Origin of the sequence: Streptomyces solicavernae, assembly GCF_029968095.1 — a bacterium.
GTDB classification, from domain to species: Bacteria; Actinomycetota; Actinomycetes; order Streptomycetales; family Streptomycetaceae; genus Streptomyces; species Streptomyces solicavernae.
This window is the reverse complement of sequence record NZ_JASCIR010000001.1, coordinates 307,833-327,966: the sequence shown is the minus strand read 5'-3', so window position 1 is coordinate 327,966 and position 20,134 is coordinate 307,833. Positions and strand designations below refer to the sequence as shown.

The following is a 20,134-nucleotide window of genomic DNA, read 5'->3' as shown; positions in this document are numbered from 1 at the left end:
GGCCGTCAGCCCTCGTCCTGCGTCAGGTCGGGAATCGTGAGCGAGCCGTCGTCCGACAACGGGAACCCCGGGTTGTGGGCGATCTCCCAGGCGTGGCCGTCCGGGTCCAGGAACACGCCGGTGTAGAAGCCGAGTTCGGATAGCCTGCCCGGTTTCGTGATGCGTGCCGCCGCCCGCCGGGCCGTGGCGAGCAGCTCGTCCACCTCCGCCGCCGAGCGGACGTTGTGGGCGAGGGCGATACCGCCGAATCCGCCGAATCCGCCGGAGCCGCCGAAGCCGCCCAAGCCGGAGGTGTCGGGAGCCTCGGCGGACTCCACCCCGCAGTCGGCGGCCAGCTTTGCGCGGTCCCACAGGACCAGGCCCTGGCCGCCCGCCTGGAAGAAGACCGTCTCCTGGACCTCCTGGCCGCGCCAGCCGAGGGCCTCGTAGAAGGAACGGGAGCGGGCCAGGTCGCGGACGCCGAGCGTGATCAGGCTGATGCGCTGTTCCATCCGGCCACCGTAGCCGGGGAGTCCGGCCGCGGCGGGTCCCGAGTTCAGCCCACCGGCTGGCGTACGCACAGCGCGTCAAGGCCCAGCGTGTACGGCGCCGGGTCCGTCACCGAGAGGCCGAGGACCTGATCCCGGTCGAGGCCCACCGTCACGTGGACGCAGAACGCGACCACGTAGAGGAATCCCTCGGTCTCCTCGTCCTGGAGGGCGAACAGCAGGTGGTAGTCGTAGCGCGTGCCCTCGTCCGCCGGATGCAGGACCAGGTGCGGGGCGTCCAGCTGGTCGCCGAGGCCGATGAACGCGGACGTCAGAGTCTCCTCGACCCGCTCCCAGAAGGCCTCGTCGCCCAGCGGCAGCGACAGCGCCTGGCGGACCGCCTGCTTCAGGGTGAGCACCATGACGTGCGTCGGCGCCTGCTCCTGCAGCCCGAAGCCGGGGATGATCCGGACGATCGACGCGCCCGGCAGCTCCTTCGCCGCCGCCTGCACGGGACCGAAGCGGAATGCCCCGGCCGTCTCCGTGGCCTCGGCGAGCGCCGACTGGAGCCGGGCCTCGGCGGCCCCCGCCTGCTCGGCGCAGGCGGGGGTCACCGCGATCACGGGCTTGAAGGCGACAGGGGAGCGGGGAGTGTGAGGCGTGCGGGGAGTGCGGGGGGCGGTGGACTGTCCGGGCTGTGTGCTGCCGTGGTCCGTCGTCGTGTCCGTCATCGGCTTCTCCCCTGTGCCTCTGTGCTCTGGCTCTGTGCTCTGGCTCTGGCTCTGTGCCTCGCGTGATCAACTGGCGGGCGACAGTATGCCTTTGCCGGTGTGGTGTGGCCCACACCGTCTCGCGGGGCGGACGGTCAGCCGGCCTGCGGCTGCCCCTGCGGCTGCCGCTCCGGCAGGCCGTCCGGCGCCGCGGCGGCGGACGCCGCCAGGTGGTCCGGCACGCTGTCCGGGTCGGTGAGCCGGCCGAGCCGCCCCGGCACGTCGAAGCCGACCAGGACGACGACCAGGACCGTCCCCGCGAACGTCAGCACCGCGAGCGCCTGCCCCAGGTCCATGCCGGACGCCAACTGCGCACCGAGCACCGGCGCGACGGCGCCGCCGAGCGCCCCCACGTTGTACGTGAAACCGAGCGCGGCTCCCCGTACCTCCGTGGGGAAGTGCCCGCCGATGTACCGCGGAAGCAGTCCCGAGATGCCGAAGCTGAACGCCTGCAGCACGAACAGCAGCGCACCCAGGAGCAGCAGGTCGTCCTGGACCGCGAACACCGGGAACACGAACACGAGCGAGGCGAGCAGCGTGAACGCGTACGCCTTCTTCGTGCCGATCCAGTCGCCGACGAACCCGGCGAGCCAGCAGCCCGCCATCGTGCCGAAGCCCGCGAAGTACAGGACGTCGGTGACCTGGTCCGCGCTGTAGCCGAGCTCGGTCTTCAGATACGTGGGCAGCAGGGCCTGGATCGGCCAGGTGTAGAGGAACGCGAAGAACACCGTGACGATCATCGCCAGGTACAGCGGCCAGCCGCGCCGGCCGCCCAGCTGCACCGCGAACGCGGCCAGAGACAGTCCGGCGAGCACCGAAAGGACCGGCACCAGACCCGTGCCGAGCGGGGTGAACACGGCGAAGAGGGAGACCGTCGCGACCACCGCGAGCACCGTGTTGACCGTCGCACGGGTCCGGTCGGCGAACAGCGGGCGGAACGGGTTCGGCTTCGCCTCCCGCTCCCCGACGGCCTGGGTCCACTCGGTGGCCTCGGGCAGCGTCCGGCGCATCCACAGCGCCATCACGATCGGGACGAGACCCACGTAGAACATCCAGCGCCAGCCGAGCGTGGGCACGACCCAGTTGTAGACCTGCGCGGCGAGCACCGAACCGATCGAGAAGCCGGAGATCAGAAAGCCGCTGGCCCGGTTGCGGACGCGGGCGGGCCAGCTCTCCATGACATACGTGGCGCTGGCGCTGTACTCGCCGGCCATGCCCATGCCGATGGCGAGCCGCGCCACGAACAGGCTGGTGTAGTCCCAGGCGAAGCCGCAGGCGAACGTGCCGACGGAGAACAGGACGATGCTCAGGACCATGGACAGCTTGCGGCCGTAGCGGTCGCCGAGCGCGCCGAGCACCGCGCCGCCGAGCCAGCGCGTGATGAACGCGCCGGACACCAGGCTGGCGGCCTGGACCGTGCTCAGGCCGAACTCGTCGCTGATCTCGGTCAGGACGAGGGCGATCAGGACGAAGTCGAAGCCGTCCAGGACATAGCCGATCCAGGCGGCGGCGAAGGACTTCCACTGCGTACGGCCGACTTCGCGGTACCAGGGGAGCGGGCGGGGTGGGGTCATGTGGGACACGGTTACTCCAGAGTGCCGGATCGTCTCACCGTCGAGACGACCGGGTCGGCCGGGACAGGGGCAGGCGGAACTCGGGACGTGCGGGGCCGTACAGGGGCGTACGGGGGCGTGCGGGCCGTACAGGGGGTACGGGGTCAGGGGCGGGGCGCCGTGCCGGCGACGGCCGCGGCGAAGCGGCGCGTCAAGGCCGTGGGCGCGGTGATGGCGGTGCCGACGACGACGCTGTGCGCCCCGCGGGCCAGGGCCTCTGCGGCCTCCTCGGGCGTGTGCAGGCGGCCCTCCGCGACCACCGGTACGGGCACGGCCGCCGAGAGCGAGGCCACCAGGTCGAGGTCGGGTCCGTCCTGGCGCGGCGAGCCGGGGGTGTACCCGGAGAGGGTGGTGGAGATCAGGTCGGCGCCCTGCGCGGCGGCGGCGACGCCCTCGGCGTGGGTGGCCACGTCGGCCATCACCAGGGCTCCGGCCGCGTGCACGGCGGCGACGAGCCCGGCGAAGGCCGAGCCGTCGGGGCGCGGGCGGTCCGTCGCGTCGGCGGCCACGATGTCGGCGCCGGCCTCGGCCACGGCCAGGGCGTGGCGGACGGTCGGCGTGATGTAGACGCCGGTGTCGCCGTCCTTCCACAGGCCGACGAGCGGCAGGTCGACCTCGGCCCGGATCGCGGCCACCGCCGCCGGCTCGTTGGCCCGTATCCCGGCCGCCCCGCCCGCCTGCGCGCAGCGGGCGAGGAGCACCAGGGCGGCGGTGTCCCGCATCGGGTCGCCGGGCGGCGCCTGGCAGGAGACGATCAGGCGGCCGGCGAGTGCGTCGGGCAGGGGCTTGGGATCTCGGGGGTACGGCGGTGCCGTCATGGTCACTCCGGATGGGGAGGCGGGACAGGAAAGTGGGACAGGACAGGAAAGTGGGACAGGAAAGGGGGACAGGTGAGGGGCAAGGGGAGGGGCGGCTGCCCTGGTACGGGTGCCGGTCAGGCCGGGGTGTGCAGGGGCGCCGTGGACGTGAGCAGGGCCGCTCCTCGTACGGCCGCGTCCGCGCCGAAGCGTGGCGGCTCGGGGCGCAACTGCTCCAGTGGGGGCAGGAGTTCGGCCGTGAAGGCGTCGGCGAGCGGGCCGAGGTAGCGGGGGCCGAGGCCGGTCACTCCGCCGCCGACCACGACCCTGTCGGGCCCGAGGGCGTTGGCCAGGCCGCCGAGGGCGCGGCCCGCGGCGCGCGCGCCGACCGCGATGGCCTGCGCGGCGGCGGCGTCCCCGCGGTCGGCGTGGTCCGCGACCGTCTGCAGCCGCTCGGCGCGCCGAGCGGAGAGCCGTTCGTACAGGGCCGTGATGCCGGGCCCCGCCGCCACCGCCTCCAGGTGGCCGACGGCGCCGCAGCTGCACGGCACCCCCTCCGCCTCCGGGCTCGGCAGATGTCCGATGTGCCCGGCGACGCCGCTGTTGCCGTGCGCCATCCGGCCGTCGACGGCGACCGCGCCGCCGATTCCGGTTCCGACCGCCAGATACAGCAGCGAGGAGCCGGGCGGCAGCGCCGCGAGTTCCGGCCCGGCCGTGGCGCGTACGTCGTTGTCACAGGCCACCGGCGTGCCGAGGCGGGCGGCGAGGGCCGGGGCGAGCGGTGTGCCGCGCCAGCCGCTGATCGTGTCCGTGGCCCCGGTGACGGTTCCGCTCACCGGGTCGATCACCCCGGCGGCGGCCACGCCCACAGCGGTGAACTCGGCGGTGACCTCGGCGCCGGACGAGACGCCGGACGAGACGCCGGACGAGACGCCAGACAAGGCACGGGACGCGACGCCGGACGAGACGCGGGACGAGGCGCCGGACGCCACGGCGGTCGCGGCCGCGGCCAGCGCGTCCAGGACGGCCCGCGCACCCTCGGTGGCCGGGGTCGGCCGGGTGTGCCGGGCCAGGACCGTGCCGTCGGCGGCGACGAGCGCGGCGGCGATCTTCGTACCGCCGAGGTCCAGACCGACGACGGGCCCCACAGGCCCCTCTCGGCCGGAACTCATCGCACCGGCACGAGACCGGCGCCGCGCAGCCGCGCCGCCACCTCGGCCACCGACTCGTCGGAAAGGGGGATCTGCGGGCGCGCGGTGCCACGGTGCCCGATGACGGCGAGCAGCCACAGCGCCGCCTTGAACGAGCCGAGCGCGGACGAGCTGCGCCCCATGTCGGCCTCCGGCCCGCAGTCCACCATGCCGAACAGCCCGACGAGCCGCTCCTGCTCCTTGGCGGCCAGCTCCAGGTCCCCGGCGCGCGCGGCCTCGTAGAGGCGTACGTAACCGGCCGGGTCGACGTTGCCGAGGCCCGGGACCACACCGTCGCAGCCCGCAAGGAGGGCGGCGTCGACGGTCAGTTCGGAGCCGGTGAGCACCGCGAAGTGCGGGGCCGGACCGGTGGCGCGGCCCTCGCGGCCGCCGAGCTCGACCAGGAGCCGGCGCAGCGAGCCCTCGTCGCCGCTGCTGTCCTTGAGCCCGGCGAGCGTGCCGTCCCCGGCGAGCTCCCGGACCAGGTCGGGCGTGAGCTTGCTGTGCACGGCCACCGGGATGTCGTACGCGAACAGCGGCAGGTCGACCGCGGCGCGCAGGGCGCGGAAGTGGCCGGCGATCTCCGTGGCGTGGGTGCGGGTGTAGAAGGGCGCGGTCGCGACGAGCGCGTCGGCGCCGAGGCGTTCGGCCGTGCGGGCGTGCTCGACGACGCGGGCGGTGGTGGTGTCGATGACGCCCGCGAGGACGGGGACGCGTCCGGCCGCGGCGGTCACCACGGCCTCCAGGGCGGTGGCCCGCTGCACGTCCGTGAGGTACGCGACCTCGCTGGTCGAGCCGAGCGCGAACAGGCCGTGCACACCGCCCCCGACCAGATGCTCGACGAGCCGCGCCAGGGACGCGGTGTCGACCTCGCCGTCCGGGGTGAGCGGGGTGCAGACGGGCGGGACGACGCCCGTGAGGGGCGAGGCGAGGGGCATGGCGGTGACTCCAGAACGAATCGGAACGATGCGGTGGTACGACGGGACGTAGGACGTAGGATGTCCCATGTCGGGTCACCATAGACCGGCGTGTACGTGGCTGGTCAAGAGGCGAAGGCAAAGGAAACGGAAGATGGCGCGAGGGAATCTCAGCGAGACGGCGCAGGCGCGGATCAGGCAGCTGATCCTCGACCGGAAGCTCGGTCCCGGCGATCCGCTGCCCACCGAGTCCGAGCTGTGCGAGCTCCTTGACATGAGCCGCAACTCCGTACGCGAGGCACTGAAGGCGCTGCAGGCGGTGCGGGTCATCGAGATCCGGCACGGCTTCGGCACGTACGTCGGCTCGCTCTCGCTCGATCCGCTGGTGGACGGGATCGCCTTCCGTGCGGCGGTCCGGCACCGGCGCGGGGAGCCGAGCCTGTACGAACTCATGGAGCTGCGCGAGGCGTTGGAGTCCGGCGTGATCGCCACCGTCGCCGCGACGGTACCGGCCGACGACCTCGACGTGCTGGACGGGCTCGTACGGCGGATGGAGCGCGAGGCGGACGAGGGCGCGGTGGACGCGGCCACCGACCGGGCCTTCCACCTGGCCCTCTACCGTTCGCTCGGCAACCACCTGCTCAGCGAGGTGCTCGACGCGTTCTGGGCGGCGATGCGGCAGGTCCGCGACGACCTCGCGGACGACCACCAGGACCCGCACCGCACCTGCGCCCAGCACGCGGAGATCGTCGCGGCGCTGCGGGCGGGGGACGGGGCGCGGGCGGCGGAGGCGATGCGGCGGCACTTCGACGGGATCCGGAAGCGGTTGCCGGCGGCGTAAGTTCCCGCGGGGTGGGGTGCCGTTGCCCCGGGCGTCGTCCGATCGCCCTGCGGGCTCGTCCTCAAGCGCCGGACGGGCTCGTCCTCAAGCGCCGGACGGGCTGGGTTCAAGCGCCGGACGGGCTGGGTTCAAGCGCCGGACGGGCTGGATTCCCGCTCGTCCGGCGCTTGAGGAAGCGGCGTGGTCAGGCCTGACCGGGGTGGAACGCCACCGCCGACTTCGCGGGGAGTTCCAGCGTCACCTTGCCGCCGGAGACGGTCACTTCACCGGCCGTGTCGCCGCTCAGCACGTCGCGGTACGTGCCGTCCGGCACCTGCGTGCTGAACTCGGCGGTCACCGCTCCGCCGGTGTTGTTCACGGCGACGAAGCCCTTGTCGCCGCGGCCGAAGCCGATGACGTTGCCCTGCGGCGACTGGAAGTCGCTGACCTCGGCGTCGCCGACGGCCGTGCGCCAGCCGACCATGCCGGTGATCCGCGGGTCCCGGTCCAGGCAGTACCAGGCGCCGTTGCCGCAGTCCGTGCCGGTGACGAAGCCGTCGCCGTCCGCGGGCGGGGAGGCGTCCTTGTTCTCGTACGTGAAGCCCGCGTAGACCGTCGGGTCGGCGTGGGTCCAGCCCAGCTGGAAGACGTTGGCGAGCACCGCCGTGTCGCCGTCCTTGTACGACAGGTGGCGGCCCGAGCGCTCGGTGTCGTGGTTGGTCACGAACGACACGGACTTGTCGGCGGGCAGCTGCCCGTTGCCGAAGTCCTTCAGGGACGCGATGTCGCCCTGGAACGCGGACTTGAGCCGGTCGGCGGCGGAGAAGTCGAGGACCTTGCCGCTGCCGTAGTACTCGTCGGGCGCGGGCGTCGGACCGGGGAACACCTCGTGGAAGACGTAGGGGCGCGAACCGTCCGACGTCGAGTCCAGCTTGCCGACGATCGCCTCCAGGTCGGCCGCCGGCATGTGCTTCGACGCGTCGATGCGGAAGCCCGAAACGCCGAGGGCTATCTGCGAGTTGAGATACCCGGCGATCTTCGAGCGGACCGCGTCACTGCCGGTCTTCAGGTCGGGCAGGCCGAGCAACTCGCAGTTCTGCACCTCCCACTTGTCGCTCCAGTTGCTGATCGTGCGGTTGCAGACGTCGACGTTGTAGTCGCCGCGCTGGTACATGGCGGGCCGGTACTTGTCGCTCACCTGGGTGCCGCCGTAGCCGGTGCCGGTGAGCGCCGCGGTGTGGTTGACGACGGCGTCCGTGTAGACCTTCACCCCGGCGTCGTTGCAGGCCTTCGTCATCGCGGCGAAGGCCTCCTTGTCGCCGAAGCGGCTGTTCAGCTCGTAGTTGACGGGCTGGTAGACGTCCCACCAGTTTCCGTCGGGGTGGGCGATGGACTCGGCGGGCGGCGCGACCCACACGGCCGCGTACCCGGAGGGGCCGAGGACGTCGGTGCACTCGGCGCCCACCGACTTCCAGTTCCACGACCACAGGTTGGCGATCACGTCCTTCCCCGCGGCCTTCTCGGCCTTCGGCTTCTTCTTCGCGGCGGCCTCGGGGGCGGGAGCGGGGCTCGCGTTCGCGGGCTGCAGCGCGGCGGCGCCCAGGAGCGCGGCGGAGCCCGCCGCGGCTGCGGCGATCAGGGACCTGCTGAGCTTGCTCATGGAGATCCTTCTTCAAGTGGGGGTGAGCCGCCACCTTGATGCAAAATCTTGCAGCAAGATGACGAATGCGGCGCTGAAGCTAGTCCCGGCCTGAAGGAGAGGTCAACCCTCCGCGCAAGATGGGTCGTTGAAGGAGGTGGCAAAAGGGGCGAAGGCTTGCACTGGGTGCCAGTGCAAGCCTTCGCAAACTCTTACAAGCGCCTTCCGGGCGTCCCGTGCCCGCTCAGCCCGTCGCCGCGTCCTGCGGCTGCCGCATACGGGCGGCGAATTCCGATACGTGACGAGAACTCAGGAACCGGTAGAGGCGTACGAGATACGTGATTTCGCGCGGCATGGTGGACTCCGAGCCGTGCACCTCGGGCAGCAGGCCGGAACGCACCTCTTCGTGGCGGCGCGGCTCACCGGCCAGCGCGTCACGCCGGGCCGCCTCGATCCAGCATGCGGTGGCCAACAGCCGCTCGCGTTCTCTGAGTTCGCTCTCCTGGATGTGGCGCGCGGCCTCCCGCAGCAGATCCTCGGAGGCCCAGCCGTCCCGCAGGAAAATGATGCTGTCGCGAATGTCGATGACGCGCTGGTGCAGCAACTCCCAGGAATTGCGGAACGTCAGCAGATCGGAGAGCCGCGACTGCGGTGTGACGACGAGGAGTTCCGGGGTGGCCTGCCGCAGCAGTCGCCACAGCCGGAAGAGCCGCTGCCGCCGGTACCAGAACAGCGAGGCCTTGCGCAGCGGGTCGATCGCGGCGAGCGAGCAGCCGAGCGCGACCAGGACGAACCGCGCGAACGAGCACCAGAACCCGGCGAGCGCGAGCGCCGGCGAGGCTTCCGGGTCGAACCAGCGGATGGCCCGGATCACCAGGTACGGCAGCTCGGCGCTGGTGCCGACCGCGAGCAGCAGCATGCTCGCCCGCAGCGTCGGGCTGAGCATGCGCAGCCCGTACCGCCAGAACACGGCCGCAGCGCCGACCGCCGTGACCAGTCCGTACCCGATCCAGACCAGCGCGTACGCCACCCACCAGCCCTGCGCCTGCTCGCCGTACCGGTGCTGCTCGTCGGCCAGGGCGAAGAACGCGGTGGCGGCGACGGCCGTGATGAGCGCGCAGCCGAGGGGCGCGCGGCGCAGCCAGGCGGGCGTGGGCCGGTCCACGGCGCGCAGGGTGAGCGCGAACCACCACACCACCGCGAAGTCCGTGAGCGCGATCAGCGTGACGGCCAGCTCGCCGGCCTTCGGCACGCCCGTGACCTCGTCGACCCAGGCGCCCACCTGGGCCTGGATGAGCAGCGAACCGGCGGCGAGCACCAACAGGACCGCCCAGACCGGCCGTTGACCGGACCGGCGGAGTGCGGGAATCCGCAGGACGAGCACCGTCCACACGACCGCGAGGACCACCCCGCGCATCGTCTCGACCCAGGCGGGAACGTCATGCACGGGACACCCCCAGGAGCTCCGCCGCGCGCTGCTCGACCGGGCTGATGTCACGGGGACGCAGCCGCCCGGCCCGCTTCAGGGCGAGCGAGGCGAAGGTCTCGGCCAGCTCCTCCTCGGCCGGGCTGTGGGCCAGTACGGGCGCGGGGGCGGCGGGCCGGTCGGCCGCGCGCAGGGCCATGGGCGGACGGACGCCGTCGGTCGGCGGGAGGACCCGTCGTACCGCCGGGTGCCGTTCGCGGGCGACGAGGAGATGGCAGATCTCATGGAGCACGATGTGGTCCCGGTGGTATCCGGTGGCGGACGAGCGGTACAGGATGCGGTCGCCGCGCCCGTCGTCGATCCACATGCCGAAAGGAAATTCCGGCAGGTCGACGGAGTGCAGGGTGAGCGGTCGGCCGCCGAGGCGCGCCAGTTCCTGGCAGAGCGCGTCGACATTCCATGGGCGGGGGAACTCGGGCAGGCACGCGAGAAGGCCCTTCGCGGCGAGCCGCATATGCCGGTCAGTTATGTCCCAGAACCCTTCCCTGCGTGTACGGACGCCGGTGGCTCTCGGCCCTGGCGAGTTCTCCGTGCAAGGCGACGGAATACGCGATCCGGCGGGCCCCATGTAACCGGCTCGCCGAAGTCCGAACCAGCAGAAAACAAGACACGTATGCCGAGGTGAGTGGCAGAAGAGCGCCGGACGGGCAGGGCACGGGCACTCGGGCCTCGGGCAGTTCGGAGTCCGTTCGGGGCCCGCTGCCGGAGCGCGAGGACGGGCGGCCGCGTGCGGGTGGTGCACGCGGCCGCCCGTACGCGTACGGCTCAGGCCGCGTCGGGCACGCAGGCCCCGCACCACCGCCTGGGTGACCCCACCCGGCGTGGGCCCGTCGGACGGTTGAGGATCGTGGCATGTCACCGCCCGTCGGACGGCGCCCCCGCGGTGTGCGCGCCCTGGTGCCAGCCGCCGCGCGGGCCCGCCGTGCCACGGCCGAGCTGCCCTGGCGCGGGGCCCTCGTCGGCCTCGCCGCGCTGCTCGCCCTGTTCGGCACCGGCGTCGGCCTCTACCTCAACGAACGCGCCGTACGCCAGCGGCCCGTGCACGTCGGGGACCACCGTGCCGACGACCGGCTCGACGTCGAGGTGACCGTCCAGCGCACCAGCCCCGGCGACCGGCGCATGACGCTGCAGCTGAACGCCGTGCCGCGCGGCAAGTACGCCCGCCCCGTCGGAGACGCTGACCCGAACCTGACCGTCTACGTCAACGGTGCCGACCACGACGAGCTGACCTTCGACCGGCGCAGCCCCGTCTGGCGCAAGGAGTTCCAGGTGGCCCTCGCCGACGGCACCCCGTCCGACTACCCCTTCGACCGGTACGACACCCGGCTCGTACTGACCGCCACCACCACCGGCACGGACGCCGTCCCGGTCGCCGTCACCTACCGCGACCAGGACCCGAACTTCGCGATCGCCCCGGAGGAGACGCGGTACAAGGACGCGGTGGCGGAGATCGGCGGCACCGTCAAACGGTCCCGGTCCACGTTCATCATGGCCTGGTTCATGATCGCCGCGATGTGGGCGATCGCCCTCGCGGTGGCGGTCGCCTGCTGGCTGGTCGTCGGCCAGCGCCGCGGCCTCGTCTGGCCCGCCCTCGGCTGGATGGCGGCGAGCCTGTTCGCCCTGGTCGGCCTCCGCAACGCGGCCCCGGGCTCGCCGCCCAACGGCTGCCTCCTCGACTACGCCGCGTTCTACTGGGCCGAGGCCCTGATCGCGCTCAGCCTGACCCGCCTCGTCTTCCACGGCATCCACCTCGAACACCGCACGGGCGGCCCCGTGGACCCCCTGCTCGCCCCCGACGGCGACGCCCGCCCACCCCGACTCCACCGCCGCGGCACACCGGCGGGCAGCCGGGTCCGCGGCGGCGGGCGTCGTACGGGAGGTGAGTAGCCGTAGGGACGAGATACGAGCGGCCGTGAATACGGGGGAGACGAGCGGCCGTTGCGGGGCTACGAAGACGGCAATGGGGGGGGCGCCCCGCGGGGGATCAGCGCACCCGGTGCAGTGTCACCGGGTCGAAGCCGCCGCGCCGGGCCAGCACGGAGGGCAGCCGGGGGTCCTCGCTCGTCACGACCCACGACTCCTGCGCCGCCTCCTCCGACCACGGCACCCGGCGCCGCCAGGTCCGCGCGGACAGCACCCGCGACTCCTTGCCGACCGGGCCGTCCCCGGCGTCATCGCCGCCCGCCCCGGCCGACACCTCGACCGGCAGCCCCGACGGCACCTTCACGTCCGGCCTGCGGACCGCCGTACAGCCGCGCCACGGGCCGGACTTGAGTACGCGGGCCACGAGCAGCTGCCACTGGAGCTTGCGCGCCGGACGGATCAGCAGGAAGGCGGTGACCATCGAGAGGAAGGCCGCGAGACCGGTGACTACCTGACTGCCGTCCCGGTCGGGCCCGACCATCGCCGTGATCAGCAGACCGACCCATATGACGGCCCGGACAAGGAAGTTGACGAGCGTCACCCGGAACCCCTTGGTCCACGCCTCCCGCGTGCCCGGGTCGTCGAACGCGTACTTGGTCATGGGCAGGGGGGCCTGCGTCTTCACGCATGCTCCTTCTGTGGGTGGTGTGGATCAGGAGCCGTGCAGGGTCATGAAGCCGGAGCCGCCCGGCCGGGCCAGGACGCCGGGCAGGCGCGGGTCGTCGACCACCACCCAGGCCCCCTCGGTCAGCTCGTCGGACCAGCGGATGCGGCTCCGCCAGGTGCGGGCGCGGAGCAGCCTCGCGCCCTCGCCGACGGTTGCCGCGCCGCCCTTCCCCGGCGCGCCCGAGTCCTTCCCCAGCACGGTCGAGCCGCCCCCGACGGGCTCCGCGCGGCCGCTGTCCTCGTACGCGTCGTCGAACCGCACCTCCACGGCCTTGCCGTTCTGCCGCTTGACGTCGTTGCGGAGCACCGCCGAACAGGCCTGCCAGGGACCCGACTTGAGGACCCTGCCCACCATGAGCAGCCACCGCAGCTTGATCGACGGCAGGATCAGCAGGAACGCCGTGATCATGGAGAGGAGAGACGCCGGCCCGGCGATCGCGTCGTCCTCCGCCACCTTGGCCGTGACCAGGAGCGCCACCCAAACGGCGGCCCTGACCAGCAAGTTGGTGAGCGTCAGGCGGAACGCCCGCGTCCAGTGCGCCCGGGTCCCGGGGTCGTCGAACGCGGACCGTGTCAACGGCGGGGCGACCTGCGTGTGCATACATACTCCGTGTCGTTTTTTCTTCTTCCAGAACCGCAATACGTCGTACGGGGACGGCGGGCCGTCGTGCGTTCAGCCCCGCAGCCCCGCGCCGAGGGAAGCCAGCCCCGCCCGCTTCGCGCGGGCGATCCGGTCCGTGTCGCGGGTGATCGCCCGGTACTCCTCCAGGGGCGTACGGCTGCCGCGCTCAAGGGTCATCAGCTCCCGGCCGCCCGGCTCGGCGATCACCCCGCCGAACTCCGGGTCGCCCGCGAACCACGCCCCCTGCTCCATCGCGCCCGACCAGCGCTTGCGCTGCAGCGGGTTGATCGCGCGCATCGCCTTGGACCACGCACCGCCGGGCTCCGTCCGCAGCTGCACGGGCAGCGCCATCACGTCCTTGACGCCGGGGCAGGGGCGTACGGCGGCGCGGTACTCCCACGGGTACTCGCGGAGCACCCGGCGGATCCGGCGCAGCCGCAGCACCGGCCCGAGCGAGTACAGGGCGGCCGCGAACACGAACGGCGCCGCCACCAGGCACACGAACCCGGCGATGCGCATCCACATCGGGGGCGAGCCGTGCCGGTCGCCGAGCAGCCCCATCACGGTGAGGGTGGCGAGCAGCAGCAGGACGACCAGGGGGAGCATGGCGCCCGCCCGCAGCCGCGCCCGCTGCCAGTTGCGACGCGTCGCGGCGTGGTCGAAGGCGCACTTGTCCGGCGGGACCTGCACGGCGGATGGCATCTGAAGGGGCTCCTGCTTCGGGTGCTGCGAGTCTAGGACACGTGTCCGGGGCCACTCAGCTGCGCATAAGATGCGTGCTTTGTTCGTAGCCGCGTCGTTGTCGTCGCAAAGCAGCCAGGAGAGTCCCCGTGACCGTAGCGATCACGCCCCCCACCTCGGACGCCGACCTGATGGCGGGAGCGGAGTGGACCCCGGCCCCGGCGCCCGAGGGCGAGCACCCCGACGCGGAACCCGCGGACCCCGCCGCCGTGGACGAGCCCGCGCCGGGCGAGGCCGCCGCCGTGGACGAGCCCGTGCCGGGCGAGGCCGCCGCCGTGGACGAGCGCATCGTGCGCGACGCCGACGCGTTCGGCGTGTACGCCCGTACCGGCGGCTGGGCCTTCGCCCTCAAGGTGGCCCGGAGCGTACGGCCCGGCGGGCAGTCCTCCGGGGAGACGCCGAAGGTGTCCGCGAAGCGGTTCGGCGAGCTGGCCGGCTGCTCCCCGGAGCGCGTGCTGCGGTTCTACCGGGCCTGGGACGCGGCGGCCGACGACGGGCTCGTCCCGCAGTTCGAGGCCCTGGAACCCGGTGCCGAGATCGACCTCCCGGACGCGGACACCTGGCTCTCGTACTACGTCTCCCGCAACAGCGCCACGTCCGCGCGCGGCACCGCCATCACCGCCGCCGCCGAGGCCGAGGGCATCCGCCCCACCAAGGCCCTGGAGGTCGCCGAGAACCCGACCGCGCTGCGCGCCGCGATCCTCGCCGACCCCTCCACCGCCCAGGCCGCCCGCGCCGCGCTGCTCGACCGGGTCAGGGAGGACCCGGCGCTGCAGACCGAACTGGCCCGGGACATCGCCCGTACCGACGTGCTCAAGAAGGCCGTCGCGCAGGAGGCCAAGGCGGCCGACCGGATCGGCTTCGTCCGGCAGATCGCCGAGCAGGGGGCGTTGAAGACCCCGGCCGGCCAGAAGCTCGAAGCCCCCGCCGAGCTGCGCCAGGAGGCCGAGCGCCACCTGTCCCTGCTGGACGAGCTGGACGGCGACGAGGAGGCCGGCGAGTGGGCGACGGAGGCGTACGACACCGTCAGGGATCTCGCCGCGCAGGCCGTCGAGGAGGCCGTCGAGCGGGACCCCGAGCTGCGCGTGCAGGAGCGGCGGACGAACTTCTACAGCAGCCTGGACAAGGCGACGAAGGTATTCGAGGAGCTGACCCTCGACGACGCCGACGACATCTACGAGGACGACATGGTGCAGCGCCTCGAACAGCTCCAGCAGGCCATCGGCGCCTGCATCACCGCCCTGCGCAAGGCGGCGGCCGACGAGCAGTGACCGCCGGTGGTGCTTCCGGTGGTGCTTCCGGTGGTGCGGGGACTGTCAGTGGTACGGGGCACACTGGTCGTATGTCCTCGTCTCCGCGCCGGGCCTGCCCGGAGTGTGCCCGTGAAATCGCTGTCGTGGCGGGCCGGTTGTCCCGCCACGACCCGCCCGTCGGTACGGGCGGCGGGGCACTGGTGTCCTGCCCCGGCTCGAAGCGCCGCGTAGCCCTGGACGCGGCGCAGCGCACCCTCGACGGGTATGCCGCGCCGGATTTCCCGGGCCAGCTGCCGCTGTTCTGAGCCGTACGGAGGTGACGCGTACGATCGAGGGATGTCTGAACGCATGATCGCGGCCTGTGACGGCGCAGCGAAGATCAATCCCGGTCCGGCCGCCTGGGCGTGGGTGCTAGCCGACACCGCGGGCGCCCCGCAGCGCTGGGAGGCGGGCCCGCTCGGCGTCACCACCAACAACGTGGCCGAACTGACCGCGCTGGCCGAGCTGTTGGAGTCCACGGACCCGGCGGTGCCGCTGGAGGTCCGGATGGACTCGCAGTACGCGATGAACGCGGTCACCAAGTGGATCGCCGGGTGGAAGCGCAACGGCTGGCAGACCGCCTCGAAAAAGCCCGTCGCCAACAAGGAGCTCGTCGTCCGGATCGACGCGCTGCTCGACGGGCGCGACGTGAAGTTCGTGCACGTCCTGGCGCACCAGGTCGACGGCGACCCGCTGAACGCTATCGCCGACGCCGCCGCCAGCACCGCGGCCACCGAGCAGCGGGCCGCGGGCACCTCGCACGGCGCGGACGGCTTCCCCGAGCCGGGGCCGCAGACCGAGGACAGGCCGCGGGCGGCCCGCGCCCGCAAGAAGACGGCGGGCGGCCGCGCCCCGCGCACGGGCGGCGGCGCCGTGATCAAGGCGAAGTTCCCCGGCCGCTGCGGCCACTGCCAGTCGCGGTACGACGTCGGCGAGAAGATCACGAAGATCGCGCGGGGCTGGGGCCACGAGGGGTGCAGGGAGGCGGCACCGGCGACCTGACCGACGCCGTCGCCCCGAGCACGCCGTCTACCGCCCCACGGCCCGTCCCCGACCACCGGACGGGCCGGACGCCCGGCGGCAACGCCTGCGCGCGGCGTGGGCGTTGAGCGGGTCACGTCGGACACCTTGCGCGGGCCGGCGCACGTGGGTCACTTCGTGTCGGTCGGCTCGCGCCGGGGAACGGTGACCGGCGAGGCCAGGGCGGCGGTCGCGGCGGTGCCCTGCCGGGAACGGCGTCTGCTGGCGTCGGCGGGGCCGGTGTGGTCCAGGGCCGGGGGACTACGCGGCGGCGGAATCGGTCCCGGCGCCGGACTCGGCGCCCCCGCCGCGCTGCGCACCGGAATTGCGCCCCTCCTCGTACCACTCGCGCACCAGCGCGTCATAGATCGGCGTACTCGTCGCCGGAGCGCCGACGGAAGAGGCCGGGGTGGGAGAGACTGGGGCGGGAGAGGCTGGGGCGGGAGAGGCGGTCGGCTGCTGCGGGTCCTTGGTCATGGTCATCGGGGTACCGGGGATACGGCTCATTGCTTGTGTCACCGCGGCACCGTACGGCACGTGACCTGCTCAAAGCTGTGATCGATCTCTCCCGGCCCGCCCGGGCCCGAACCTGCCCCTGTATTCGGAAGGGCTGAGACCCGTCTGACTCCGCATCCTGGTACGGAGGTTGGCGGCCGTGCCGAGACCGCTGCGGCGTGCCACCACGTCGAGCCGGGCCTCGCCGCGCTCGATAAGGCGGCAGGCGTACGCGACCCGCTCACCGGTCAGCCACGCCAGCGGCGTCGTACCCAACTGGGCGCGGAACCGGCGGTGCAGCGTCGCCTGGCTGACCCCGGCACGGGCCGCGAGAGAGGCGACCGAGAGCGGACCGTCGAGCCGTTCCTTCGCCCAGGCGAGCAGCGGGCCGAGCGACTCGTCGCGCACCTCCGGCACCGGCCGCTCCACGAACTGCCGCTGCCCGCCGTCCCGATGGGCGGCGAAGACCAGGCGCCGGCTCACCGAAGCCGCCACCTCGACGCCGAAGTCGCGGCGCACCACGTGCAGGCCCAGGTCCAGGGCGGCCGCGCTGCCCGCCGACGTGAGGATGTCCCCGTCGTCCACGAACAGCACGTCCGGCTCAAGCCGGACCGCGGGGAAGCGGGACCGGAACTCATCGGCCCACTGCCAGTGCGCCGTGGCCCGCCGCCCGTCCAGGACTCCGGCCTCGGCGAGCGTGAACGCGCCGCTGCAGAAGCCGATGAGCCGCGCGCCGCGCTCGTGCGCCCGCCGCACCGCGTCCAGGACGGCCGCCCGGCGCGCCACCCATGTGTCCGGCCGGTTCGGCACGATCACCGTGTCCGCGGCGTCGGCGAGCGCGAGCCCCGCGACGCCGGTCAGCGTGAAGAAGCCGTCCCGCATCAGCGTACGGGGACGGGCCGCGCACAGGCCGAACTCGTAGGGCCGAAAGCCGAGTTCGGGGCGGCGCAGGCCGAACACCTCGGTCGCGCATCCAAGTTCGAAGGGGTTGGAGTTCTCGTCGACGATCACCGCGACCCGGTGCGGCGGGTCGGGGTGCCCACGGTCCGGTTGCGAGGATTCCGGTTGCGAGGATCCTTGCGGCATGTGCGATTTCTAGCACTCGCGGCGCCACGGGCCAAGATCGAGGATGGCCCCATGACCGACACCCACCCGCACCCGCACCCGCACCCGAACCCGAACCCGACCGCGAACCCGAGCCCGAACCCGAACCCGCAGCCCCTCTCCGTGGCCGAGGCCCTGGCCTCCTTCGACGCCCTGTGGAGCCCCCGCATCGCCACCCGCGTCAACGACTACGACGTACGGCTCGCCAAGGTGGAGGGCGAGCACGTGTGGCATGTGCACGAGGACACCGACGAGTTCTTCCTCGTCGTCGAGGGCGAGCTGCACATCGCGCTGCGCGAGACGACCGGCGAGCGCACCGTCGTGCTCCCCGCCGGCTCGCTCTTCACCGTCCCGCGCGGCACCTGGCACAAGCCGTCCGCCCCCGCCCGTACGGCGATCCTGCTGCTCGAACCCGGCGGCACCCCGACCGTCGGCGACCGCCACGACGAGGTCCCGGACCACGTGGACGCGACCACGGGCCACGCGCTGTAACCGCGGTGCTGTAACGCGCACCCTGCGCACACGCACACGCACACGCACACGCCGCCTGAGGGTAGGACTGGGTTGACTGCGTCGTCCTTCACGCAGTACCTCGGCCGGGTCCACAGCCTCCCCGCCCTGGCCGAGGCGGGCTGGGGCATCGCCCTCGTTCCGGAGGAGGGGAGGGGAGGGGAGGGGAGGGGAGGGGAGAAGAACCACCGCACCGGGTACGTACCCCCGCATGAATCGCTTTGAGGGAAACGGAGTCCTGATCACCGGCGCGGCCCGGGGCATCGGCGCCGCCACCGCCGCCCGTCTCGCCGAGGAAGGCGCCGCCGTGCTCGTCACCGACCTCGACGGTGACGCGGCCGAGAAGACCGCGGCCGGACTGCGCGAACAGGGCGCCGACGCCCGGGCGTTCGCCTGCGACGTGGCCTCGCGCACCGCGGTGGAGGCCGCCGTCGCCCACGCCGTGGCCCACCTCGGCCGCCTCGACGTCCTGGTCAACTGCGCCGCGTCCTGCGCCCCGGACGAGCCCCGCTTCGAGGACGAGCCCGACGCGGCCTGGCAGCGTGACCTCGACATCACGCTGAACGGCGCCTTCCGCTGCGCCCGCGCCGCGCTGCCCCACCTGGAGGCGTCGGGCCGCGGCGCGATCGTCAGCATCGGCTCGGTCAACGGCGAGGCCTCCTTCGGCAACCACGCCTACAGCGCGGCCAAGGCCGGGCTTGCCTCCCTGACCCGTACGCTCGCCGACCATGCGGGGCCGCGTGGCGTCCGCGTCAACCTCGTCGCCCCGGGCACGGTCCGCACCTCGGCCTGGGAGGGCCGCGAGCACCGGCTGGACGAGGTCCGCCGCCTCTACCCGCTGGGCCGCATCGGCGAACCCGAGGACATCGCTGCCGCCGTCGCCTTCCTCGCCTCCCGCGACGCCTCCTGGATCACGGGCACGACCCTGCGCGTGGACGGCGGACTCCTCGGCGTGAACACGGTGTTCCGGAGCCCCCGAGAGCCCTGACAGGGCCTATAGGGGCGACGTCCCCTGGGGTGTGCTCGCCTTCCCGTCCAGCCACGAACTGGCGCGGCGTCAGGCCGGTCTCGTCCTCGATGGTGTCGAGATACGCCTGGGCTTCTTCTTCGAACCCGCGATCCCGATCCCTAATCCGATCCCGACCCCTGGCCCGATTCCTAACCCGATCCCGACCCCTGGCCCGATCCCGACCCCTGGCCCGATCCCGACCCTTGACCCGATCCCGATCCCGCTCCGATCCCGAACCACCAGAAAGGCGCCGCGCCATGAGCGACCTCCTCGACGTGACCGTGGACCAGGGCACCGCCCTGCTCACCCTGAACGACCCCGGCCGCCGCAACGTCATCTCCGGCGCGCTGGTCGACCGCGTCTGCACCGCCTTCGACGAGCTGGAGGCCGACCCCGCCGTCACCGCCGTCGTCATCACCGGCGCGGGCAGCGCGTTCTGCGCCGGGGCCGACCTCGCCGACCTGCTCGCCGCGGCCGACGGCGACCCCGAGGGCGTACGGCGCGTCTACGACGGCTTCCTGCGCGTGGCCCGCTCCCCGCTGCCGACCGTGGCGGCGGTCAACGGTCCGGCGGTCGGCGCCGGATTCAACCTCGCCCTCGCCTGCGACGTGCGCCTCGCCGGCACCTCCGCCTGGTTCGACACCCGCTTCCTGAAGATCGGGCTGCACCCGGGCGGCGGCCACACCTGGATGCTGCACCGCCTGGTCGGCCCGCAGACGGCCGCCGCGCTGGTGCTGTTCGGGGAACGCCTCGACGGCGCCGCCGCGGCCGCCGCCGGCCTTGTCCTGCGCTGCCTGCCCGACGACGAACTCCTCACCGCCGCCCTGCAGTTGGCGGGCCGTACGCGCGGCGTCGACCCGGAGCTGGTCCGTCGTACGAAGCGGACCCTGCGTACCGCGGGCGACGGCCGTGGACACGACGACGTGCTCGCCGACGAGACCCGCGAGCAGCTCTGGTCCCTCGGCCTGCCGGACACCCGCGAGCGCCTGGACGCCTTCCGCAAGGAACTCGGCACCTGACGGAAGCGGACACGGAAGCGGACACGGAAAGGCG

At 73.0% G+C, this 20,134-nt stretch carries 22 protein-coding genes; 8 read left to right on the top strand and 14 right to left on the bottom strand.

What is annotated here, in order from left to right:
* Window positions 1-5: 5 nt before the first annotated feature.
* From QIS99_RS01535 to QIS99_RS01510, 6 genes are all read right to left on the bottom strand, one after another.
* Window positions 6-491 carry a VOC family protein gene (locus QIS99_RS01535; protein WP_282509529.1) on the bottom strand — a complete coding sequence of 162 codons (486 nt, stop codon included), beginning with the start codon at window positions 489-491 and terminating at the stop codon, window positions 6-8.
* A gap of 44 nt (window positions 492-535) precedes the next feature.
* Window positions 536-1,198, bottom strand: coding sequence for a Type-2Aa cytolytic delta-endotoxin (locus tag QIS99_RS01530; RefSeq protein ID WP_282509527.1), 663 nt, complete (start codon window positions 1,196-1,198; stop codon window positions 536-538).
* A gap of 134 nt (window positions 1,199-1,332) precedes the next feature.
* The gene (locus tag QIS99_RS01525; RefSeq protein ID WP_282509525.1) at window positions 1,333-2,811 is read right to left on the bottom strand and encodes a sialate:H+ symport family MFS transporter; all 1,479 of its coding nucleotides are present in this window, start codon (window positions 2,809-2,811) and stop codon (window positions 1,333-1,335) included.
* 143 nt (window positions 2,812-2,954) lie between these two features.
* Complete coding sequence (locus QIS99_RS01520) at window positions 2,955-3,668, bottom strand: N-acetylmannosamine-6-phosphate 2-epimerase (protein WP_282509523.1); 714 nt, start codon at window positions 3,666-3,668, stop codon at window positions 2,955-2,957.
* A gap of 116 nt (window positions 3,669-3,784) precedes the next feature.
* Window positions 3,785-4,819, bottom strand: coding sequence for an ROK family protein (locus QIS99_RS01515; protein ID WP_282509522.1), 1,035 nt, complete (start codon window positions 4,817-4,819; stop codon window positions 3,785-3,787).
* Window positions 4,816-5,775: a dihydrodipicolinate synthase family protein gene (locus QIS99_RS01510; protein ID WP_282509520.1), complete on the bottom strand. Its 960-nt coding sequence runs from the start codon at window positions 5,773-5,775 to the stop codon at window positions 4,816-4,818. Before QIS99_RS01510 ends, QIS99_RS01515 begins: the two co-directional genes overlap by 4 nt.
* A 133-nt stretch (window positions 5,776-5,908) precedes the next feature.
* Here QIS99_RS01510 and QIS99_RS01505 point away from each other — a divergent pair, with 133 nt between their 5' ends.
* On the top strand, window positions 5,909-6,595 hold the full coding sequence (locus QIS99_RS01505) for a FadR/GntR family transcriptional regulator (RefSeq protein ID WP_282509518.1): 687 nt from the start codon (window positions 5,909-5,911) through the stop codon (window positions 6,593-6,595).
* Between the two features lie 184 nt (window positions 6,596-6,779).
* On the opposite strand, the gene QIS99_RS01500 is transcribed toward QIS99_RS01505, so the two are convergent.
* The 3 genes from QIS99_RS01500 to QIS99_RS01490 form a co-directional block, all read right to left on the bottom strand.
* On the bottom strand, window positions 6,780-8,234 hold the full coding sequence (locus tag QIS99_RS01500; RefSeq protein ID WP_282509516.1) for an alpha-amylase: 1,455 nt from the start codon (window positions 8,232-8,234) through the stop codon (window positions 6,780-6,782).
* 223 nt (window positions 8,235-8,457) lie between these two features.
* A complete protein-coding gene (locus QIS99_RS01495) occupies window positions 8,458-9,660 on the bottom strand; it encodes an MAB_1171c family putative transporter (RefSeq protein ID WP_282509514.1) in 1,203 nt (400 codons plus the stop codon).
* Complete coding sequence (locus tag QIS99_RS01490; protein ID WP_282509512.1) at window positions 9,653-10,153, bottom strand: hypothetical protein; 501 nt, start codon at window positions 10,151-10,153, stop codon at window positions 9,653-9,655. Before QIS99_RS01490 ends, QIS99_RS01495 begins: the two co-directional genes overlap by 8 nt.
* 398 nt (window positions 10,154-10,551) lie before the next feature.
* Here QIS99_RS01490 and QIS99_RS01485 point away from each other — a divergent pair, with 398 nt between their 5' ends.
* A complete protein-coding gene (locus QIS99_RS01485; protein WP_282509510.1) occupies window positions 10,552-11,586 on the top strand; it encodes a DUF4436 family protein in 1,035 nt (344 codons plus the stop codon).
* A 97-nt stretch (window positions 11,587-11,683) separates the two neighbouring features.
* On the opposite strand, the gene QIS99_RS01480 is transcribed toward QIS99_RS01485, so the two are convergent.
* The 3 genes from QIS99_RS01480 to QIS99_RS01470 all read right to left on the bottom strand — a co-directional run bounded on the left by QIS99_RS01480 (window position 11,684) and on the right by QIS99_RS01470 (window position 13,612).
* Window positions 11,684-12,247, bottom strand: a complete 564-nt coding sequence (locus QIS99_RS01480) for a hypothetical protein (protein WP_282509508.1) — start codon at window positions 12,245-12,247, stop codon at window positions 11,684-11,686.
* A gap of 27 nt (window positions 12,248-12,274) precedes the next feature.
* A complete protein-coding gene (locus tag QIS99_RS01475) occupies window positions 12,275-12,889 on the bottom strand; it encodes a hypothetical protein (protein WP_282509506.1) in 615 nt (204 codons plus the stop codon).
* Window positions 12,890-12,961: 72 nt separating this feature from the next.
* On the bottom strand, window positions 12,962-13,612 hold the full coding sequence (locus QIS99_RS01470) for a hypothetical protein (RefSeq protein WP_282509504.1): 651 nt from the start codon (window positions 13,610-13,612) through the stop codon (window positions 12,962-12,964).
* Between the two features lie 128 nt (window positions 13,613-13,740).
* On the opposite strand from QIS99_RS01470, the gene QIS99_RS01465 reads away from it, so the two are divergent.
* The 3 genes from QIS99_RS01465 (at window position 13,741) to QIS99_RS01455 (ending at window position 15,945) form a co-directional block, all read left to right on the top strand.
* Window positions 13,741-14,922: a hypothetical protein gene (locus QIS99_RS01465; RefSeq protein ID WP_282509502.1), complete on the top strand. Its 1,182-nt coding sequence runs from the start codon at window positions 13,741-13,743 to the stop codon at window positions 14,920-14,922.
* Between the two features lie 71 nt (window positions 14,923-14,993).
* Window positions 14,994-15,209, top strand: a complete 216-nt coding sequence (locus QIS99_RS01460; RefSeq protein ID WP_282509501.1) for a hypothetical protein — start codon at window positions 14,994-14,996, stop codon at window positions 15,207-15,209.
* A gap of 31 nt (window positions 15,210-15,240) precedes the next feature.
* Window positions 15,241-15,945 carry a ribonuclease H family protein gene (locus tag QIS99_RS01455; protein ID WP_282509500.1) on the top strand — a complete coding sequence of 235 codons (705 nt, stop codon included), beginning with the start codon at window positions 15,241-15,243 and terminating at the stop codon, window positions 15,943-15,945.
* A 279-nt stretch (window positions 15,946-16,224) separates the two neighbouring features.
* Here QIS99_RS01455 and QIS99_RS01450 read toward each other — a convergent pair whose 3' ends face one another.
* Window positions 16,225-16,482, bottom strand: a complete 258-nt coding sequence (locus QIS99_RS01450) for a hypothetical protein (RefSeq protein WP_282509499.1) — start codon at window positions 16,480-16,482, stop codon at window positions 16,225-16,227.
* A 27-nt stretch (window positions 16,483-16,509) separates the two neighbouring features.
* Window positions 16,510-17,544: a helix-turn-helix domain-containing protein gene (locus QIS99_RS01445; RefSeq protein ID WP_408909458.1), complete on the bottom strand. Its 1,035-nt coding sequence runs from the start codon at window positions 17,542-17,544 to the stop codon at window positions 16,510-16,512.
* A 51-nt stretch (window positions 17,545-17,595) separates the two neighbouring features.
* On the opposite strand from QIS99_RS01445, the gene QIS99_RS01440 reads away from it, so the two are divergent.
* The 3 genes from QIS99_RS01440 (at window position 17,596) to QIS99_RS01430 (ending at window position 20,100) form a co-directional block, all read left to right on the top strand.
* Window positions 17,596-18,054: a cupin domain-containing protein gene (locus QIS99_RS01440; RefSeq protein ID WP_282509498.1), complete on the top strand. Its 459-nt coding sequence runs from the start codon at window positions 17,596-17,598 to the stop codon at window positions 18,052-18,054.
* Window positions 18,055-18,283: 229 nt separating this feature from the next.
* Entirely contained in the window at window positions 18,284-19,060 is a 777-nt protein-coding gene (locus QIS99_RS01435) for an SDR family NAD(P)-dependent oxidoreductase (RefSeq protein WP_282509497.1), read from the top strand.
* Between the two features lie 278 nt (window positions 19,061-19,338).
* Window positions 19,339-20,100, top strand: a complete 762-nt coding sequence (locus tag QIS99_RS01430) for an enoyl-CoA hydratase (RefSeq protein ID WP_282509496.1) — start codon at window positions 19,339-19,341, stop codon at window positions 20,098-20,100.
* Window positions 20,101-20,134: the final 34 nt, after the last annotated feature.

Coding starts and splice junctions, on each gene's coding strand:
- QIS99_RS01475 (WP_282509506.1), bottom strand. CDS start 12,889: ATGCACACGCAGGTCGCCCCGCCGTTGACACGGTCCGCGTTCGACGAC.
- QIS99_RS01490 (WP_282509512.1), bottom strand. CDS start 10,153: ATGCGGCTCGCCGCGAAGGGCCTTCTCGCGTGCCTGCCCGAGTTCCCC.
- QIS99_RS01460 (WP_282509501.1), top strand. CDS start 14,994: ATGTCCTCGTCTCCGCGCCGGGCCTGCCCGGAGTGTGCCCGTGAAATC.
- QIS99_RS01455 (WP_282509500.1), top strand. CDS start 15,241: ATGTCTGAACGCATGATCGCGGCCTGTGACGGCGCAGCGAAGATCAAT.
- QIS99_RS01520 (WP_282509523.1), bottom strand. CDS start 3,668: ATGACGGCACCGCCGTACCCCCGAGATCCCAAGCCCCTGCCCGACGCA.
- QIS99_RS01525 (WP_282509525.1), bottom strand. CDS start 2,811: ATGACCCCACCCCGCCCGCTCCCCTGGTACCGCGAAGTCGGCCGTACG.
- QIS99_RS01500 (WP_282509516.1), bottom strand. CDS start 8,234: ATGAGCAAGCTCAGCAGGTCCCTGATCGCCGCAGCCGCGGCGGGCTCC.
- QIS99_RS01435 (WP_282509497.1), top strand. CDS start 18,284: ATGAATCGCTTTGAGGGAAACGGAGTCCTGATCACCGGCGCGGCCCGG.
- QIS99_RS01510 (WP_282509520.1), bottom strand. CDS start 5,775: ATGCCCCTCGCCTCGCCCCTCACGGGCGTCGTCCCGCCCGTCTGCACC.
- QIS99_RS01535 (WP_282509529.1), bottom strand. CDS start 491: ATGGAACAGCGCATCAGCCTGATCACGCTCGGCGTCCGCGACCTGGCC.
- QIS99_RS01485 (WP_282509510.1), top strand. CDS start 10,552: ATGTCACCGCCCGTCGGACGGCGCCCCCGCGGTGTGCGCGCCCTGGTG.
- QIS99_RS01530 (WP_282509527.1), bottom strand. CDS start 1,198: ATGACGGACACGACGACGGACCACGGCAGCACACAGCCCGGACAGTCC.
- QIS99_RS01430 (WP_282509496.1), top strand. CDS start 19,339: ATGAGCGACCTCCTCGACGTGACCGTGGACCAGGGCACCGCCCTGCTC.
- QIS99_RS01445 (WP_408909458.1), bottom strand. CDS start 17,544: ATGCCGCAAGGATCCTCGCAACCGGAATCCTCGCAACCGGACCGTGGG.
- QIS99_RS01505 (WP_282509518.1), top strand. CDS start 5,909: ATGGCGCGAGGGAATCTCAGCGAGACGGCGCAGGCGCGGATCAGGCAG.
- QIS99_RS01470 (WP_282509504.1), bottom strand. CDS start 13,612: ATGCCATCCGCCGTGCAGGTCCCGCCGGACAAGTGCGCCTTCGACCAC.
- QIS99_RS01515 (WP_282509522.1), bottom strand. CDS start 4,819: ATGAGTTCCGGCCGAGAGGGGCCTGTGGGGCCCGTCGTCGGTCTGGAC.
- QIS99_RS01440 (WP_282509498.1), top strand. CDS start 17,596: ATGACCGACACCCACCCGCACCCGCACCCGCACCCGAACCCGAACCCG.